17 protein-coding genes are annotated in these 17547 nt (G+C 49.4%); 11 read left to right on the forward strand and 6 right to left on the reverse strand.

What is annotated here, in order from left to right:
• Positions 1-19: 19 nt before the first annotated feature.
• Genes holB through rsmI form a run of 5 tightly spaced genes read left to right on the forward strand, consistent with a single transcriptional unit; the run spans position 20 to position 4715 of the window.
• The gene (gene holB / locus H8730_RS01615; RefSeq protein WP_177719097.1) at positions 20-1048 is read left to right on the forward strand and encodes a DNA polymerase III subunit delta'; all 1029 of its coding nucleotides are present in this window, start codon (positions 20-22) and stop codon (positions 1046-1048) included.
• Complete coding sequence (locus H8730_RS01620) at positions 1045-1959, forward strand: PSP1 domain-containing protein (RefSeq protein WP_249289225.1); 915 nt, start codon at positions 1045-1047, stop codon at positions 1957-1959. The genes holB and H8730_RS01620 overlap by 4 nt, the downstream gene beginning before the upstream one ends.
• Positions 1960-1970: 11 nt before the next feature.
• Positions 1971-2723, forward strand: coding sequence for a tRNA1(Val) (adenine(37)-N6)-methyltransferase (locus H8730_RS01625; RefSeq protein ID WP_283243821.1), 753 nt, complete (start codon positions 1971-1973; stop codon positions 2721-2723).
• The gene (locus H8730_RS01630) at positions 2720-3862 is read left to right on the forward strand and encodes a DUF362 domain-containing protein (RefSeq protein ID WP_177719100.1); all 1143 of its coding nucleotides are present in this window, start codon (positions 2720-2722) and stop codon (positions 3860-3862) included. The genes H8730_RS01625 and H8730_RS01630 overlap by 4 nt, the downstream gene beginning before the upstream one ends.
• A 19-nt stretch (positions 3863-3881) precedes the next feature.
• Positions 3882-4715: a 16S rRNA (cytidine(1402)-2'-O)-methyltransferase gene (gene rsmI, locus H8730_RS01635; RefSeq protein WP_177719101.1), complete on the forward strand. Its 834-nt coding sequence runs from the start codon at positions 3882-3884 to the stop codon at positions 4713-4715.
• 69 nt (positions 4716-4784) lie between these two features.
• Here rsmI and H8730_RS01640 read toward each other — a convergent pair whose 3' ends face one another.
• From H8730_RS01640 to H8730_RS17820, 6 genes are all read right to left on the reverse strand, one after another.
• The gene (locus H8730_RS01640; RefSeq protein ID WP_249289227.1) at positions 4785-5774 is read right to left on the reverse strand and encodes a 3-hydroxyacyl-CoA dehydrogenase; all 990 of its coding nucleotides are present in this window, start codon (positions 5772-5774) and stop codon (positions 4785-4787) included.
• 530 nt (positions 5775-6304) lie between these two features.
• Positions 6305-7186, reverse strand: a complete 882-nt coding sequence (locus H8730_RS01645) for a GNAT family N-acetyltransferase (protein WP_177719102.1) — start codon at positions 7184-7186, stop codon at positions 6305-6307.
• A 135-nt stretch (positions 7187-7321) separates the two neighbouring features.
• Positions 7322-7579 (reverse strand): CD3324 family protein, encoded by a 258-nt coding sequence (locus H8730_RS01650; RefSeq protein ID WP_177719103.1) that lies wholly within the window; start codon positions 7577-7579, stop codon positions 7322-7324.
• A gap of 690 nt (positions 7580-8269) precedes the next feature.
• A complete protein-coding gene (locus H8730_RS01655; protein WP_177719104.1) occupies positions 8270-8911 on the reverse strand; it encodes an SGNH/GDSL hydrolase family protein in 642 nt (213 codons plus the stop codon).
• Between the two features lie 24 nt (positions 8912-8935).
• Positions 8936-9571: an SGNH/GDSL hydrolase family protein gene (locus H8730_RS01660; protein WP_177719105.1), complete on the reverse strand. Its 636-nt coding sequence runs from the start codon at positions 9569-9571 to the stop codon at positions 8936-8938.
• A gap of 171 nt (positions 9572-9742) precedes the next feature.
• Positions 9743-10813 carry a winged helix-turn-helix domain-containing protein gene (locus H8730_RS17820; RefSeq protein WP_177719106.1) on the reverse strand — a complete coding sequence of 357 codons (1071 nt, stop codon included), beginning with the start codon at positions 10811-10813 and terminating at the stop codon, positions 9743-9745.
• Positions 10814-11094: 281 nt separating this feature from the next.
• On the opposite strand from H8730_RS17820, the gene H8730_RS01670 reads away from it, so the two are divergent.
• From H8730_RS01670 to H8730_RS01695, 6 genes are all read left to right on the forward strand, one after another.
• A complete protein-coding gene (locus tag H8730_RS01670) occupies positions 11095-11796 on the forward strand; it encodes a hypothetical protein (protein ID WP_177719107.1) in 702 nt (233 codons plus the stop codon).
• 79 nt (positions 11797-11875) lie between these two features.
• Positions 11876-12358: a hypothetical protein gene (locus H8730_RS01675; protein WP_177719108.1), complete on the forward strand. Its 483-nt coding sequence runs from the start codon at positions 11876-11878 to the stop codon at positions 12356-12358.
• A 27-nt stretch (positions 12359-12385) separates the two neighbouring features.
• Positions 12386-12802, forward strand: a complete 417-nt coding sequence (locus H8730_RS01680) for an HIT family protein (RefSeq protein WP_177719109.1) — start codon at positions 12386-12388, stop codon at positions 12800-12802.
• Positions 12799-13866 carry an undecaprenyldiphospho-muramoylpentapeptide beta-N-acetylglucosaminyltransferase gene (gene murG / locus H8730_RS01685; RefSeq protein ID WP_177719110.1) on the forward strand — a complete coding sequence of 356 codons (1068 nt, stop codon included), beginning with the start codon at positions 12799-12801 and terminating at the stop codon, positions 13864-13866. The genes H8730_RS01680 and murG overlap by 4 nt, the downstream gene beginning before the upstream one ends.
• A gap of 75 nt (positions 13867-13941) precedes the next feature.
• Positions 13942-16683: a galactokinase gene (locus H8730_RS01690; RefSeq protein ID WP_177719111.1), complete on the forward strand. Its 2742-nt coding sequence runs from the start codon at positions 13942-13944 to the stop codon at positions 16681-16683.
• A 50-nt stretch (positions 16684-16733) separates the two neighbouring features.
• Positions 16734-17540, forward strand: a complete 807-nt coding sequence (locus H8730_RS01695) for a peptidylprolyl isomerase (protein ID WP_283243822.1) — start codon at positions 16734-16736, stop codon at positions 17538-17540.
• The last annotated feature ends 7 nt before the right edge of the window (positions 17541-17547 follow it).

The raw sequence follows: 17547 nt of genomic DNA on the forward strand, positions 1-17547 counted from the left end.
TAAAGAAGGAGGCTTTTTGGTGAATCGCCAGCAAAGCCACACACAAGATATATTTCCCTCGGTCGTTGGGCACCACGAGATAAAAGAGCATTTGCAAGCGGCGCTTGTCCACGATACGATATCCCATGCGTATCTGTTTGAGGGGATGGAAGGTATAGGGAAGAGAACCTTGGCGCGCCAGTTTGCCAAGGCTCTTCTTTGTACCCAGCCGCTGGAAGGGCATCGGCCCTGTGGGAAATGTGTCTCCTGTCAAACCATAGCGTCGGGCAATCATCCGGACGTCATCTATCTCAACGCAGGGGAGAAAGCAAGCATTTCCGTGGAGACGATTCGAGAGGGGCTGGTTCAGGATATGAGCGTCATGCCATACCGAAGCCGGTTCAAAGTTTATATTGTCGAGGAAGCCCACCGCTTGACAGTCCAGGCGCAAAACGCCATGCTCAAGACAATTGAAGAACCGCCGGAGTATGGCGTCATTTTGTTGTTGGCGACCAATATACAGAATTTTCTGCCGACGATTTTATCCCGGTGCGTTCGGCTGCGGTTTGTGCCGTTACCCTATGGGACAATCGGACAAGCCTTAACAGAGCGGTACGGCGTGTCGGAGGAGAAGGCGGCGCTCTGTGCGGCCTTCAGTCAGGGGGCTCTCGGCAGAGCCATGGAGTTGGCGGCATCGGAAGAATTTGGGGCGTTGCGCCAGGAGCTAAGCCGTTTCCTCATAGAACTGCCCACGAAAAAGGAGTCAGATGTCTTACAATTCGAAGACTTTTTTGAACAGCACAAGGACCAGCAGGAGCAGATTTTTGGGTTGCTGCTGCTATGGTTCCGCGATCTGCTTGTATGGAAAGAGATGGGGGATGAACGCTGGATTCTGAATCGGGATATGCAAAGCGCCATCGTGGATTCGTCTGCTATCTATTCCCGGGGAGAATTGATGACCATTCTCTCTGTCATCGGGGATATTCAAGATAAACTGAAACGGAATGGAAATTATTCATTGGCGGTGGATTGGCTGCTTCTGAATATGGTGAGGAGGACAATGCATTGATTACGATAATTGGCGTTCGATTTCGCCATGTGGGTAAGATTTACTATTTTCACCCGGGACGTCTACAGATTGATAAGGGAGAGTATGTGATCGTGGAGACGGCCCGCGGCGTGGAATATGGACTTGTGGTAACAGGGCCGCGGCTGGTTTCGGAGGAGGACATAGTCTCGCCCCTTCGGACCGTGATCCGGAAGGCGACGGAGCAGGATACGGAGACATTTCAGAGGAATCGGGCCCTTGAGAAAAACGCATTTTCCGTCTGCCAGGAGAAAATTGCGAAGCATAATCTGGATATGAATCTGATCGATGTGGAATACACCTTTGATGCAAACAAGATTTTATTTTATTTTACTGCGGACGGCCGTGTTGATTTTCGGGAGCTGGTCAAGGATCTGGCGGCGGTATTTCGCACCCGCATCGAGCTGCGCCAGATCGGAGTGCGGGATGAGACGAAGATGAGCTGCGGAATCGGTATCTGCGGCCGAAAATTTTGCTGTAGCTCCTTTCTGACGGATTTCGCGCCCGTCTCCATCAAGATGGCGAAGGATCAGAATCTATCCTTGAACCCCACGAAGATTTCTGGCACCTGCGGCCGCCTGATGTGCTGTCTCAAGTACGAGGAGTCGGCCTACGAGGAGTTGAATAAAAAGCTTCCGGATGAGGGGGACATTGTGCAGACGCCGGACGGAGCCGGCGAGGTGCTACACATCAATGTGTTGCGGCAGCTGATTAAGGTCGGCGTCAAACAGGAGAAGGGCGATGTGGCCATTGCAGAGTACAATTTGAGCGATATTAAGATCTTGCAGCACAAGAAGGGGCGGAAAGCGAATCAGGAGATGATGGACCAGGAGGAACAGCGGCAGCTGAAGGAATTGGAAAAAGAATTTCACGAGCAGCGCAAAAATCGATAGCGGTGACAGCGATGGTGAGAGAAGAGGAGCGGGTGGATGCCTTGCACCGCAAGGGCTATCAGATCATTCAAAACCCGTCGAGGTTCTGCTTTGGAATGGATGCGGTTCTCCTGTCAGATTGGGCAGTGGTCCACAAAGGGGATCAGGTGGTGGATCTGGGTACGGGAACCGGCATCATCCCCATTTTGTTGGAGGCCAAAAGTCCGCCCGCTCGGTTCTATGGGCTGGAGATTCAGGAGGAGATGGCCGATATGGCCAGGCGGAGCGTCGAGTTGAATCAATTGGAGCCAGCGATTGAAATTCTGCACGGCGATCTGTGTGAGACAGAGCGGTTCTTTCCGGCGCATTCAGTGGATGTGGTCACCTGCAATCCGCCTTATATGAAAGCGCCCGCAGGATTAAAAAATCGGGATGCGTCCGTTACGGCATCCCGGCATGAAATCTGCTGCACCTTTGCCGATGTGGCGCGGGCTGCGTCCCGTCTTCTGCGGAGCAAGGGGCGATTTTACTTAGTGCACCGGCCGGCGCGGCTGGTGCAGATTTTTGAGGAGTTGCGGCGGGAGAAGCTGGAGCCGAAACGCCTGCGGTTGGTGCATCCATTTCGAGACCGGGAACCGAGCATGGTTCTGGTGGAAGCCGTCCGCGAGGCGGGGGAGGAGCTGCGCACCGCGCCGCCGTTGATTATCTATGAAAGGCCAGGACAGTATACAAGGGAAATCTATGAGATCTATGGGTATCCATATCCTGGGGAGGAGACGGAATGATCAGCCTATATCGTTGTGACCAATATGAAGAGGGAAGGGTTATGGAGTCGCTGCGGCAGGCAATTGCCGCGCTGGGCGGTTGGGAAGCCTACTTGACCCCCCAGGATACGGTTCTTCTGAAACTCAACCTTGTGATGAACAAGCGGCCAGAGGCGGCGGCGACAACCCATCCGGTTTTTGTCAAGGCGCTGATCCGTCTGTTGCAGGAATACGGCTGTCGAGTCGTCATCGGTGACAGCCCAGGTGGACTCTTTAATGTGACGGCCCTTGGACGTATCTATAGGGGGACGGGCATTGAGTCCATCGCGGAGGAAACAGGGGCAATTTTAAATCATAACACTGGCTCCATGGACGTTCAGAACCCTGATGGCCAAGTGATGAAGTCTCTGACCATGACGGCCATGTTGCGGGATGTGGACAAGGTAATCTCTGTGTCCAAATTGAAGACCCACGGCATGATGACGTTTACAGGCGCTGTCAAGAATATGTTTGGCGTTATTCCAGGCACCATGAAGGCTGAGTATCACGTGCGAATGCCCCAGGCGGATGACTTTGCTGACGCGCTGCTGGATATCTGCCATGCGGCGGCGCCTGTCCTCTCCTTTATGGATGGCATAATCGGCATGGAGGGCAATGGGCCTACAGGGGGACGGCCGCGCGCGGTGGGCGCTGTCCTCGCATCGAGTAACCCGTATCAGCTGGATTTGGCGGCCTGTAGCCTCATCGGTCTGTCGATGGAGCAGGTTCCAACGCTGCGCCGCGCCTATGCCAGGGGATGGATCCCTTCGTCCGCCGATGAACTGGAGTGGAGCGGCGATCCGAGGGAGGAATTTTATGTGGGGGATTTTAAGCTGCCGGATCACATCGAGTCCGATTTGATCGGAAAAAATCTGCCGTCCTTTCTGGCAAAGCCTGTCAATGCACTTCTCAGGCCGAAGGTGACCTTTCATCACGATATCTGTGTCGGGTGCGGCGCCTGCGCTGCCAACTGTCCGGCCAAGGTGATCACCATGAAGGACCATCGCCCCTATGCGGACTATTCCAGCTGCATCCGCTGCTATTGCTGTCAAGAATTATGTCCGAAGAATGCTGTCTCGGTCCGGGAGTCGAGACTATTCAAGCTAGTGCGAAGATGGTAAGGAGAAGGTGGAGGGAAGGATGCAGGGAAAATTGTACGTGTGCGCTACACCCATCGGGAACCTGGAGGACATCACCCAGAGGGTTCTACAGACTCTTCGGACGGTGGATTTGATCGCGGCCGAGGATACGCGGCATACGAAGAAACTGCTGAATCACTATGAGATCCATACGCCGCTGATCAGTTATCACCAGCACAATGAGCGGGAGCGATCCCTTGAGCTTCTCCAGATGCTGCGGGATGGAAAACAGATCGCCCTGGTCAGCGATGCGGGTACGCCCGCCATATCGGACCCAGGCCAAATTCTCGTCCGGCGCTGCCGGGAGGAGGGCTTGGCGGTGACAGCGCTGCCGGGCGCGTGCGCTTTGATTACAGCCCTATCCATGTCGGGACTGGACTCCCGGCGGTTTGTCTTTGAAGGGTTCCTGCCGGCGAATAAGAAAGAGAGGGCTGTGGTGCTGGATAGACTGGTGGAGGAGACAAGAACGGTCATTCTCTATGAAGCGCCTCATCGGCTGGTTGAGACGTTGCAGGCCTTGTATCAGGCCGTTGGGGACCGAAAAGCAGCCGCTGTCCGCGAATTGACAAAGAAGTATGAGGATATCCACATGGCGCCATTGGGTGAGCTCTGTGCCTTTTATGGGGAGACGGAGCCGAAAGGCGAATTCGTGTTGCTGTTGGAGGGGCGAGAAGAGGCGCAGTTGACCCAGGAGAGACAGGCGCAGTGGGAGACCCTGTCTTTGACAGAGCACATGGCGGTCTATGCCCATCTACCGGAAAAAGAGGCGATGAAACAGGTGGCCAAGGATCGGGGCGTCTCCAAGCGGGATATCTATGAGCAGCTGAAGACGTAATCGTTAAGATACATTTTTACACAAAAAAGGGGCTGATAGCCCCTTTATCCATCACGTAAAAGTTATGTCTTACTTGTCATAGCTGGTATATTTGTAGAAGCCCTCTCCAACTGCGATACCGGTCTTGCCCTCCGCAATATACTTGTCCAAAAGCGCCACGCTCTTACCTAGAGTGGAATTTGGATCCTTTGCGCTGGGATCCATTCCCATGATATTCCGGCAAAGCGCTAGGCCGATCTTATCCATCTTGCGAAATGGCGTCTGCGTTGGATCCGCTCCCGTTGCAAGCTGCCACGTCATATCAATCGTCTCCGGATCAGAAACGCCGTTGGCGTAGAGCCCCATTGCGGCCTTCAGCCACGGGATCAGCAAAGTGTTTAAGATATATCCCGGCTGCTCCTTGTTCAGCCTCATGGGGAGCATACCGATTGCTCTGGCAAACTGATCTGCCAGCTCAAAGGATTCCTGAGAGGTTTTATCGGTTTTCATCAGCTCGGTCAGATTATTTCTCCAAATCTGGTTTGCAAAATGCAGTGTCAGAAATTTTTCCGGTCTGCCCGTGGCGTCCATAAACATGCTGGGAAGCATCGTCGAGGAATCCGTCAGGAGGAGAGTGCGCTCCGGAAGATGCTTGGCAAGTTCAGAATAGAACGCTTCCTTTTCCGCCTTATTCTCGTTGATGCACTCGACCACCACATCTGCGTTTCCAAAGGCTTTATCAAAATCGGTCTCAAACTGAATGTCATGCAACCGTTCTTTCGCCTGCTCCAAAAGCTGATCCACCTCTTCCGGCGTTAGGTCGCTTTTATCGGCCAAACCGCGACAATAGGCTTTAGGATCCGTTTTCATTGCTTCCAGCGTATCAATATACTGCCCGTAAATGGAAGCAAATCTGGGTTTTGCCCGTTCAATGGAAGCCTCGCTTCTGACCCATACCGTAACATGAAAGCCTTTATAAGCAATTTGAGACGCAATCTGGCTTCCCTGAGTACCACCGCCTGCAACCGTTACATTTTTAACATCCTGGATATTCATCGTAATTCCTTTCTGTGCGGTCATTTCCCGCGCACCCATAGATTGTCTCGTCTGCATTTGACTGGGACTGTTAATATTTTATCACTCTTGCCCTAAATGTCAAGCCCGTCTGTTTAAGCAGGAGAATTTTGTGGGCATTCGTTGAAACATTTGGCAGTCAGCCGGAGCTTTACGGCAGTATCATTATTAATGCTGTCGCAGTGTTGGCACCTCTGGTTTCAAAGGTACTGAGAAAAGCGGCGAAATTATCAAAGAAATTTTTCCGCACAGACAGCAGAGGCGGCGGCTTATCCTAAACTGCATAAGATTTACAAGGAATTAGTTAGGCAGAACGAGATTGACCGAATAAATGGCCCAGCCCTGTCCGTAAAATCGTACCTAAGTTTCCTGAATCGCTGGGGTTGACCAAAACAACATGCGACTTTCCGGGTTCAACATTCAATTGTAAGAGCCATTCCCAATGTATAGGAATAGGCAGCATCATGTTTATATCGCCCAATTTTCATAGTGTTCACTTGTCCTCCCACAAAAGTGACCCATTCATGCCTATCAGCTTATTCTTTCTTCCAATACGTCCATTTCACCGCAGACTTATAGCCAATTTTTTTATAGAACTCATTATCTCCGCCAGTCATATGGGTCGCACCTAACTTTTTCGTTTTGCGGTACATTTCCGATAATGCTGCAGCTGCCAGACCTCTGTTCCGATACTCCGGAATCGTGCAAAGGGGTTCCAAATAAGCTAGTTTATTCTCTGGAGTCCACCACATTCCCGCGCAGCATGCATACTCACCTTGTTCATCCGCGATTATGACGCCAAGCTCCATTGTTGCATGGGGGGCTACCTGTAGCTGGTAATTGTTCTGTTCATGTTGATGATCCCATGCGCCCTCAGTTTCCTCGTGATTAAAGCCTTTCCAGCAACACTTGCTTATTTTATCCATGTCATATTCTTCCGGCTTAACAAAATGAAAGCCTTCCGGCAACTGGTAGTCCAATACGTCCTCAAAATCGAATTGCATATCGGTTCGCTCATAAATCTGACAGTATCCCAGCTCTTTTGCAGTATTTATTAATGCGGTTTGTTCACCAAAAAGAATCAGTTGATTTTTTCCATCTTTCTTGGGCATATGCTTGTCCGCATATGTTATCATCTCTGGGGCAAGTTCTTCATATCCTGGCTTTAGACTGAAATAAATATCTGTCACGGGGTTTTCATAAAAACAAAATGCCACAATCTCTCCATTGTCTTCCCAGATACGATCCTTGTAGGAACAGGATATGTCCATCCAACTGTAAAACGACGAGAAAGCATATTCAAAGAAAGGAGCTGCCACACCGTTTCTCCAATCCCTCTCATAGATGTCCAACATAAACTGATAAATTTTCCCACAATCACCCAATACGCTAAATTGTCTGGTCGTAATATTTTTCATTCGTCATTTCTCCTTCCGTTTAGTGCTACCATACCATTGTATGAAACATATTGCTGAACCACAAGTAGAGAGAATGATTATAATCGAACTTGCTACTAAAAGACGCCCGTGTTGCATCACACAGGCGCCTTACGATTAACAATATACTATTTTTTTGATTGTACTATATGCCAGACCATATTGATTGGCCAAAGATTCTACGGAAGATCCCGATTGAAAAAGCCTTTGAATTTCCTTGTTTCTCTCTTGGTAAAATATCCGTGAACCATTAACGGCTCCCCATTCTTTTTTTGAGGAGGTCTTTGGAATATACAGGATCTCTCCTTCGACATACATTTGAAGCTCCTTCAATAGGTGTTCCGGCAATATTTCTGCTGCATTTAAATATTTCACCTTCACCGCTCCTTATTTATTGTAGAATAAATAAAGTGCAGAAACAGCAGAACATATAGTTTTTTCGCCCATACAGATTTCTATATGTCTGCTATTCTGCATGGGCAAAGAAGTTCTTGACTCCGTTTTGATACAACGCTTGTTCTCTTCGTCTCATAAAATCACTCCTCTCCTGCGAGTTTTCTTTTATCACTCATTTACGCACATATCATTTATGTACCTTCCTATGGATACATTATACTTTTCAGGATTAAGAAAGTCAACCGAATCTTTCCTTATAATCTATAATATTCAGCAAGTAAATATATCATAAAAGCTAAATAGTAAAACCAGCCGGAACAGTCAACGGTAAGATGAACGCCGCTTTGCACCACAGTTGACAGTCCCGTCTTGTTTTACTGGTGGGTAATCGAGACGCAGCAGCCGAAAGGTTTCTACCCCTTTGAATTATATATAAAAAATAGGGTGCTGTACCTTAAGTCTTGCTTATTACCATAATTCCAGAGAACCCTTTGCATATTACCCTCAAGTACGCTTTGGTAAATCATATCTGACTGATTCTGACTTAACGTAAGAAATTAGAAAAACGACATGAGTCAAACCCATGCCGTCAGCCTTTTTTTAATACGGTATAATGCATTTTGCTAAATCACCCCAAATGAGAAGTTCGGCGTAAACACAGTATTTTGTTTAAAGCGCCTTCAAAAATCCCATAAGCCGGCTTGCAATAAGCCGGTTGCCGGCATTGTTGGGATGGATGCCGTCCGGCATGTAGGTTTCCCTAATGACCGGAACGTCCGGCTGAATTCCGCTCGTTGCGTACAAGTCGAGCACAGGTACGGCGTAATACTCGCATACCTCCTTGAGAATATCGATGTATACCTTGAGAGGCTTGCCGTTACCAATACTGGGAACTTCTTCCATACATCTGTGCAGAGGCGTCATGACAACAATGACGGCCTCGGGATACTTTTCGATCAGACCGCGGAGCAGGACGTGCCACGCGCCGTAATAGGTTTCTTCCGTTCGATCATCGAAGGTGCCGAGCGGCGCTTGACCGTGACCGTGATCGTTTGTGCCTCCGAATACTACGATGACATCCGCATCATCATCCATCGACTGATACCGGTCACAAAAGGCTGGTTCTGTGCAGCAATCGTTCTCGACATGCTGTCTGGCTATGCGCGTGCCGCTGATTCCGTAATTCCTTGCGGCGGCAAGGCCGCATTCATTCTTCATAACATTAAGATAAATGTATTTGTCCTCCGTGGTGCCGACCCCTTGGGTAATGCTGTCCCCCAGAAAATTGATCTTTTTATTCTTGAGTTCCATAAAGCTCCTCCTCAACAAATGATGTCAAAGCGCCTTCAAAAATCCAATGAGACGGCTCGCAATCAGTCTGTTCCCCTCATCGCTGGGATGCAGACCGTCGGGCATATATTTTTCGCGGAGAATCGGTACTCTGGGCTGTATCCCACTCATCGCATATAGGTCAAGCACGGGTATGGCATAATACTCGCACACCTCTTTGATGATCCCGCGGTATGTCTTGAGAGGCTTTCCATTTCCCGGACTGGGAGTATCCTCATCATGGCGGTGAAGCGGCGTCATTGCGACGATGGTTGCCCTCGGATATTTTTCCATGAGACCGCGGAGCAGGACGTGCCACGCGCCGTAATAGGTATCCTCCGACCGATCCTCAAACGCGCCAATGGGAGCTGTACCGTGACCGTAATCGTTTGTTCCTCCGAAGATGACGATACTATCGGCGTCGTCATCCATGGATTTGTATCTGTCGCAGAAAGGATGCCCGTACTCAAATTCATCCGCCTGGCGGGCGATACGAGTGCAGCTGATACCATAGTTTCTAGCCTCTGCAAGATTACATTCTGCCTTTATGACATTGAGATATATATTTTCCGGTGCGCTTGTGCCGACCCCTTCGGTAATGCTGTCCCCCAGAAAATTGATCTTTTTGTTTGTCAGGACCATATTCCGTTCCTCCGTGTAAATGGTATATTCGAGTATTGGCATTGCGGCTATACTGCCGGATTAACCCGGCATGAGAGAGAGCACGCCTTGACCCAGACATTATAACAATTATACTTTACACCCTTCGCTCTGTCAATATACAGCGGTATAATAAGCTGCCAATGGATTTATTTATGTATTGACCATCATCCCATCAAAATACGTATCAATTTTTTGCTTAGCATAGAATAGATAGTCATAATTGATTCGATAGTAGTGTTCCCAACCATCCCTGTAAGAAATCAAGATTAATTCTTTCTCTAATGCTTGCACGAGTCGGATAATACTAGTTCTGGACACATGAAATATTCTCGATAATTGCGATACCGTTGCATCCCCCTTTTTTAAGATTTTAAGCATCTTCATCGTATACTCATGGCCTAAGAGCTGCATTGTTCTTTGAGGTTTAATATATCGATACCGGTATGCATACTGAACATAGCCTCCAATATGGTCTAACATTCGATTTCCAAAAATAAATATATAGCCATTCTCTTTACCCTGATACATTGTTATATATGGATTCATATAGCATATTGAGTAGGTTTGAGACTCTAAACGAAGGTTTTCCTCTAAAGAGTGGGCCTTTTTAAACTGACTCACTTTAATGTCATCGATAAATAATTCTTGCAAAGTCCTATGGGAATCCGCCAGCCGATTTTTATGATACTTTACCATATAGAACATGACGTTGTCCAAATACCGAATCAACTCCTCTACTACATTTTCAAAATGATAGAATAGCTCGGTATAGGTTTCCATGTAAGAATCCTCCAAGTCATATGTTTTACACAGATGCATCAAGCCATTTGCAATAGCTTCCGCATCGCCATCAAGAATTTTATCCATGTCGGCGTTTGGGATTTGCTCAAAATAATACGATATAATAAAATATTGAAAATCAAGAGGATTTGAACAAAGGTAGGCTCTAATATTTGTATGTGAAGTTGCAAAGTAACTTAGGTTTTTATCGCAAAAATCAGACAAAGGACAAGGCCGTTTGCCATTATAATAAAAAAATGGATAGATACTTTTATCTGGTATAACTTTATACTTTTCAAAAAAGTCAGTATAAGAAGAATACATCTCTTCCTGATCCTCCGTTATACTAGATAAAGTATTGGTACACATAGTACGGCAAAAGTATATTTCAGCATAGAAAATGGCATCATAAAGGCAAGCGGGTCCAGATACATAGTTCACAACTAAGCACCTCCATTTCGTTCAACAACAAATTTATTTTACCATTATTTTACTAATAATTCAATATATTTTAAGATATAAATACGCAAAATATTTGAATTCAAATTCAATGAATACATTTGGGATATAAACGAGAGGGTTCGATGCCATTGTATTTTTTGGCATAGCTTTTGCCCTCACAGGAGATGGGAGCCGACTAAAAATCATAGCGCTTGGAAAGAATAGATAGCGTAGTATCAATCGCCATCTGCGAAATCGTCAATGACAAGGAGCCTTACGCTATGGAACAAATACAATACATGCAAGCGCTATATGAGATGGATGTGGAGCCGCAGGAGATTTCCAACACCTTTGTCGATCACTTTCTCATCCACTTTTATCAATATTCGAAAAAATTTTACCAGGAGCCTCCGGAAGTCTTTTTTTCAAAGTATCTTTCGTTTCATTTTCCGAGGGACTGCGGCGGTCTTTTGCCGCAACAGACACTGGATTGTATTCGCGCGCTGGAAGAACGGCACAGCCAATGTGAAGGTAAGCTGGACCGCAGAACGATTAGAGCCTGTCGGACAGCCTGCGAGGAGGCAAAAACTGTACTCCCACGCTTACTGGACTTAAAACGGCGGCTCCGGATTCTAACCGGAGAGGCGGTGGTGCAGTATGCGCCACTCATCATCGATATCAATAAATACCGGCAACAGCGGCAGCCTGCGCGGAAGAAAGAGGACTTTACAGAGCGGTCTTATGTTGAGACCGGATATTTCCAGGTATTGGCCGTTCTATCGAATCAAATGGTTATGTTGACCAAGATCGGGGAAGAAGAGAAGAAAATCAAGGTGGTTCTTGAGAGAGAGCAGCTGCGCCACATGCGCACAGGGGATATTCTCCAGCTAAAAGTGGTGCGCCGTCTGTTTTACACCACATGGGATATGGAGGAAGTCCGCGGGTGCTACAGTCCCGTGGGCAGAAGCTTTTTGCCGGTATAATGCAAGGAAAGCCTGCATAAATATAGACTATCTGCCATATGCAAGTGGCAAAATTCGGCCTATGTCTGGGGGAATTCTGATGGAACCTAAGGTTATGCCGCCCCATTCTATGTCTGTGACCGAAGACGGGGGACAAGTGGTCGTGGAATGGTTGCAGGATCTGATGCAAGAAACGGATCAATACTGCGGGTTATACGAAATGTACGTCTATGGCGGCTCTTACAAGAAAAATCCTTTACAACAGAGGATGATGGAGAAGAATTGGATGGATAAGATCTACCAAGCAAAATTGCTGCGCCATCTGGAAAAAGATGCCTGTCACTCCGAGGCGGAAGAGAAATTGGGCATTAATATACAAAAAAGTAACAAATTCATTACATTTTCTTGTGAAAAGGAAGTTGTCGAGCTGGAGATTTTGTTGTATAATGAAATAGAAAATTTGAGCATCATGAAGGCTGTATGTTGCGGTATGGCCGGAGAGGCCCGCTCCATAGCGTTGGATCTGATCAGCTCGCAGCAGCAGATTATCGCCAGGACGACGGCCTTTTTGCTTCCGAAATAAGCAGACCGCCGGGAAAGGAAGGGTATCATGAGGGATTGTATTTTTTGTAAAATTGCTGCTGGGGAGATCGGGTCTCAGACAATCTATGAGGATGACGCGTTTCGCGCGATTTTAGATATTGGACCTGCGAGCAGAGGGCATGTGCTGATTCTGCCGAAGGAACACGCGGAGGATTTTTTTGCGCTTCCGGAGGAGACAGCCGCTGCCGCCATGAAGCTGGCCTCCAAGCTGGCGAAGGCAATGCGGGCGGCGCTTCATTTCGATGGATTGAATGTCTTGCAAAATAATGGAGAAGCGGCGGGACAGACAGTGAAGCATTATCATCTCCACCTCATTCCACGCTATGAGGGCGATGCGGTAACGGTGGCATGGCCGCAGGGAAGCCCCTCCGCCGAGGAGCTGAAGCAGACGGCAACCTTGATCAAAGGAGCGCTGGAAGAATGAAGAAGTGCGTTCTGCTTACTGGCGGAGGCACTGCCGGCCATGTCACGCCCAATATGGCGCTGATACCACATTTGCAGGAAGCCGGCCTGGATATCGTCTATGTGGGCAGTTATGATGGGATTGAAAAGAAATTGATCGAGGGGATGGGAATTCCCTATTATCCTATTCAGTCAGGTAAGATGCGGCGTTATTTTGATATCAAGAATTTTACGGATCCTTTCCGGGTCATTCAGGGATGGGGCCAGGCGCTGAAGCTGATTAAGAGGCTGAAACCCACCGTCATTTTTTCGAAGGGCGGTTTTGTCAGCGTTCCAGTGGTCATGGCCGGAAAGATGGCCGGTGTGCCCTGCGTGATTCATGAATCGGATATGACGCCAGGTCTGGCCAATAAGCTGGCGGTTCCTTTTGCAAGAAAAGTCTGCACCAATTTTGAGGAGACGCTTCAATATTTGCCTGAAAAAAAGGCGGTTTATACGGGGACGCCCATACGGGAAAGTCTCCTGAGGGGGAGTCGGTTCGAGGGGTTGCGGATCACCGGCTTTCCCGAGGATAAGCCGGTGATCCTGATTATGGGCGGCAGCATGGGAGCGGGGGCAGTGAACGAGACCGTCTGGCAGGCGGCGCCGGAACTGGTGAAAGAATACAGCGTGATCCATCTCTGCGGAAAGGGAAAGCGCAATGATAGTCTTGCCGGCCTTGCGGGGTATCTCCAGATGGAATACGCTGATACAGAATTGCCTCACCTGTACGCCATTGCGGATGTAATGGTCAGCCGGGCAGGAGCCAACGCGCTGGCTGAGATCATAGCCTTGCGTGTGCCCAATATTTTGATCCCGCTGCCTTTATCGGCCAGCCGCGGGGATCAGATTTTGAATGCGAGATCCTTTGAGAAAAAAGGGTACAGCTATGTGCTGGAGCAAGAGGGAATGACGGCTCAGCGATTGCGGGAAGCGATTGACACGGTGTATCAGAACCGAGGGGTATATAAGAGCGCCATGAGCGCGACCCATGTTAAATCGGGAATCGAGGAGGTTATGAAAATCATACTTCACTATGCGGGGTAGGAATCATAAAAAAGTCCGCCTCTCGGCGGTCCCTCCTATAGGATAAAAAATACGGAAGGATAAGGAAGATAGGGAATGGATTTAAAAAACAAATTTCTTGAGATGTATGGCGGAGAATTGCGTGACATTCACGAATATTTTGCTCCCGGGCGCGTCAATCTCATCGGAGAACACATTGATTACAATGGGGGCAAGGTGTTTCCCTGTGCGCTGGATCTAGGGACCTGGGCGGCGGTGAGCCTTCGGGACGACGGACAGGTTGCTTTTGCGTCGCTGAATTTGCCTCTTCAAGTGCAAGTGTCTCTGTCGGATATGGGCTATCAAGAGAAGGACGGATGGGCTAACTATGCGAAGGGTGTGATCCAAGAATTTCAAGCCCGCGGCTGCCGTCTTAAGGGGATGAACATCCTAGTCTATGGGACGATTCCCAATGGCTCAGGACTCTCGTCCTCAGCCTCCTTAGAAGTTTTGACGGCGGTGGCTTTGAACGATCTCTTCCAGTGCAATTTCAGCATGGTGGAAATGGTTCAGATGTGCCAGCACGCGGAAAATACATATGTGGGCGTGAACTGTGGGATTATGGACCAATTTGCTGTTGGGATGGGGCGAGAGGCCCAGGCGATTTTGCTGGACTGCAATACGTTGGACTACCAGTATGCACCGCTGAGGTTAGGGGACGCGAGGCTTGTCATCGGAAATACGAAAAAGCGCCGCGGTCTGGCGGATTCGAAATATAATGAGCGCCGGAGCGAATGTGAGACGGCGCTACAGCAGTTACAGCGTGAGCTTAGCATTTCTTCCCTATGTGAACTTACGCCGGCGGAGTTTGAAGTGCATCAGGCACTGATCCAGGATGAGACGTGCCGCAGGCGGGCGCGCCACGCAGTCTATGAAAACCAGAGGGTGTTGGAGGCGGTTCAAGCGCTGGAGGCGGGCAATATCCAGCGATTTGGACAGTTGATGAATGAATCTCATGATTCGCTGCGGGATCTGTATGAGGTCACAGGTCCAGAGCTGGACACCATGGTGGAAGAAGCCCGCGCCGTCCAAGGCACTTTGGGATCTCGCATGACGGGGGCTGGTTTCGGCGGCTGCACGGTGAGCATCGTTCGTGCCGATGCGGTGGACGCCTTCATTGAACAGGTGGGGCAGAGGTATGAACAGAGGACGGGGCTAAAACCGGAATTCTACGTGGCCCAGGTTGGAAAGGGAGCGGGGCCTGTCTATCCGCCTGCCGCCTATCAGGTTGAAGAGTTGATTGCCTACGCCATGGACCGGCACCTCATTCAGAGATGCGATGCGGTATACTGCCGCAATGCGCTGCTGGATTTGCTGCATTTGGAGGAGCCGTGGAATGAGGTGGATGGGATTCTTCCCTGTCAGGAAGCGGTGGAGTCCATGGCGGACAAAGTGAAGGGTGGGTCGCCCGAGCCGATTTTGCGAGGTCTTTTGGAATACGCCTATGAGACCGGCCTTTTCCCTGAGAATACCACAACGCACCGGGATCTATGGGACGCGCGGATCATGGGGATTTTTACAGCCAGACCGTCGGATACAGAAAAAGAATTCCGCCTGCGGTATGAGCAGAGTCCCGCCGCTGCCACAGAGTATTTTTATCATCAGGCGCAGGACAGCCATTATATCATGACGGAGCGGGTGGCGAAGAATCTGTATTGGGAGGCGCCCACCCCCTATGGCGATCTGGAGATCACAGTCAATCTCTCCAAACCGGAGAAGGATCCACGGGAGATCGCCAAACTGAAGTTTTTGCCATCGGCCTCCTATCCCAAATGTATGCTCTGCCCGGAAAATGTGGGGTATGCAGGTAGGCTGAACCACCCGGCGCGACAGAATCTACGGCAGATTTCGCAGACATTGGACGGGGAGAACTGGTATTTTCAGTATTCACCCTATGTGTACTACCAGGAGCATTGTATTGTGCTCAAGGAGGAGCATGTCCCGATGAAAATATCGGAGGCAACCTTCCGCCGGCTGTTTGATTTTATCGAATGGCTTCCCCATTATTTTTTGGGTTCCAACGCCGGCCTTCCGGTGGTGGGAGGCTCCATCCTCAACCATGAACATTATCAGGGCGGACACCACGTGTTTCCCATGGAGAAGGCGGCTGTGCGCTGGTCCTACTCCCATCCAGACTTTGACCATATGACCATCAGCGTGATTCACTGGCAGATGTCCGCCATCCGGATATCCGGTGCGTCCCGGCAGAGGGTGATTGCGTTGGCGGCCCACATTCTGCACAGCTGGGAAGCCTATGAGGATACAAGCGTCGGCGTCTACGCCTACACAGAGAAGGATGGCGTGAGGACTCCACACAACGCCATCACGCCCATTGCGCGCTTCAACGCGAAAGGTGAGTATGAGTTGGACCTGGTGCTGCGGAACAATCGCACCAGCGAGGAATTCCCCGACGGGATTTTCCATCCGCACCCGCATCTGCACCACATCAAGAAGGAAAACATTGGATTGATCGAGGTTATGGGGCTGGCGGTGCTGCCTGGACGGCTGGACAAAGAGCTATCCTTGATTTCTCGGCTTCTGACGGGGGCAAAGGCGTGGGAGGATTTCTCACAAGGGGAACAGGAGGCGCTGGAAAAGCATGTGCCCTGGATTACCGATATGCAGTCCCGGTATGGACAAGTTTCTACGGAAGAAGAGGCGGACGCGATTTTGAAAAGAGAAGTCGGAGAGATTTTCTCTCAGGTGTTGGAGTGCTCCGGAGTATTCAAAAATACGGAGGAAGGCTACGAGGCCTTTGCGCGCTTTATGGCGTCCTTGGGATGCATTCGTCAATCATAAACCTGTGCTGTAAAAAAGAAGGCGGATATACAATCTAGGAAGAGAGGGTCATGATGAAAACGTTTAGGAAAACAGGGATTTGCTTCATTTTAGTTTTGACCGTGGCATGTCTGTCTCTGGTGGGGTGTAGCAAGAGCTACGACTACCAGTTCTCCATGCCAAAGAAGGGCGAGACCATCGCCGTTTTTAAGACCTCCATGGGTGATTTTACCGTGCGTTTTTTTGAAAAGGAGGCGCCAAAGGCCGTCGAGAATTTTGTGGAACACGCGAAGGCGGGATACTATGACGGCGTAACCTTTCACCGGGTCATCGAAGATTTTATGATCCAGGGAGGGGACCCTGAGGGAACGGGGAAAGGTGGGGAGAGTATATACGGCGAAGCTTTTGAGGATGAGATTGTCTCCTACCTGTCGCCCTACCGAGGGTCGCTGTGTATGGCCAATCGGGGTGCTGACAACACCAACACCAGCCAGTTCTTCATCGTAACCTGTACGGATACGGATGTGTCCAGGGCAGAGCGCTTGAATAAGAGTGACAGCACGCCGAAGGAGAACAGAGTGGCCCAGGAGAAGCTGGATCTGTATGCGGAGAAGGGCGGCGCCATATGGCTGGACAATGAAGTCAGCACGCTGTATAATCTATCCACAGGGGATCGCGCCAATAAGCATACGGTATTTGGACAGGTGATCGATGGGATGGACGTGGTCGACGCCATCTCCCAGGTGCCGGTGTATTCGGAGGAAGAGTATATTGACGCGCAGATCGATGACAAAAATCAGACAGAAGTTATGGAGAACAAGCCCAAAGAGGATGTGATTATCAACACTATTGAGATCACGGAGTACTCGCCAAATTAAAGTTTTG

Origin of the sequence: Bianquea renquensis (assembly GCF_014384895.1) — a bacterium.
Taxonomy (GTDB): domain Bacteria; phylum Bacillota; class Clostridia; order Lachnospirales; family Bianqueaceae; genus Bianquea; species Bianquea renquensis.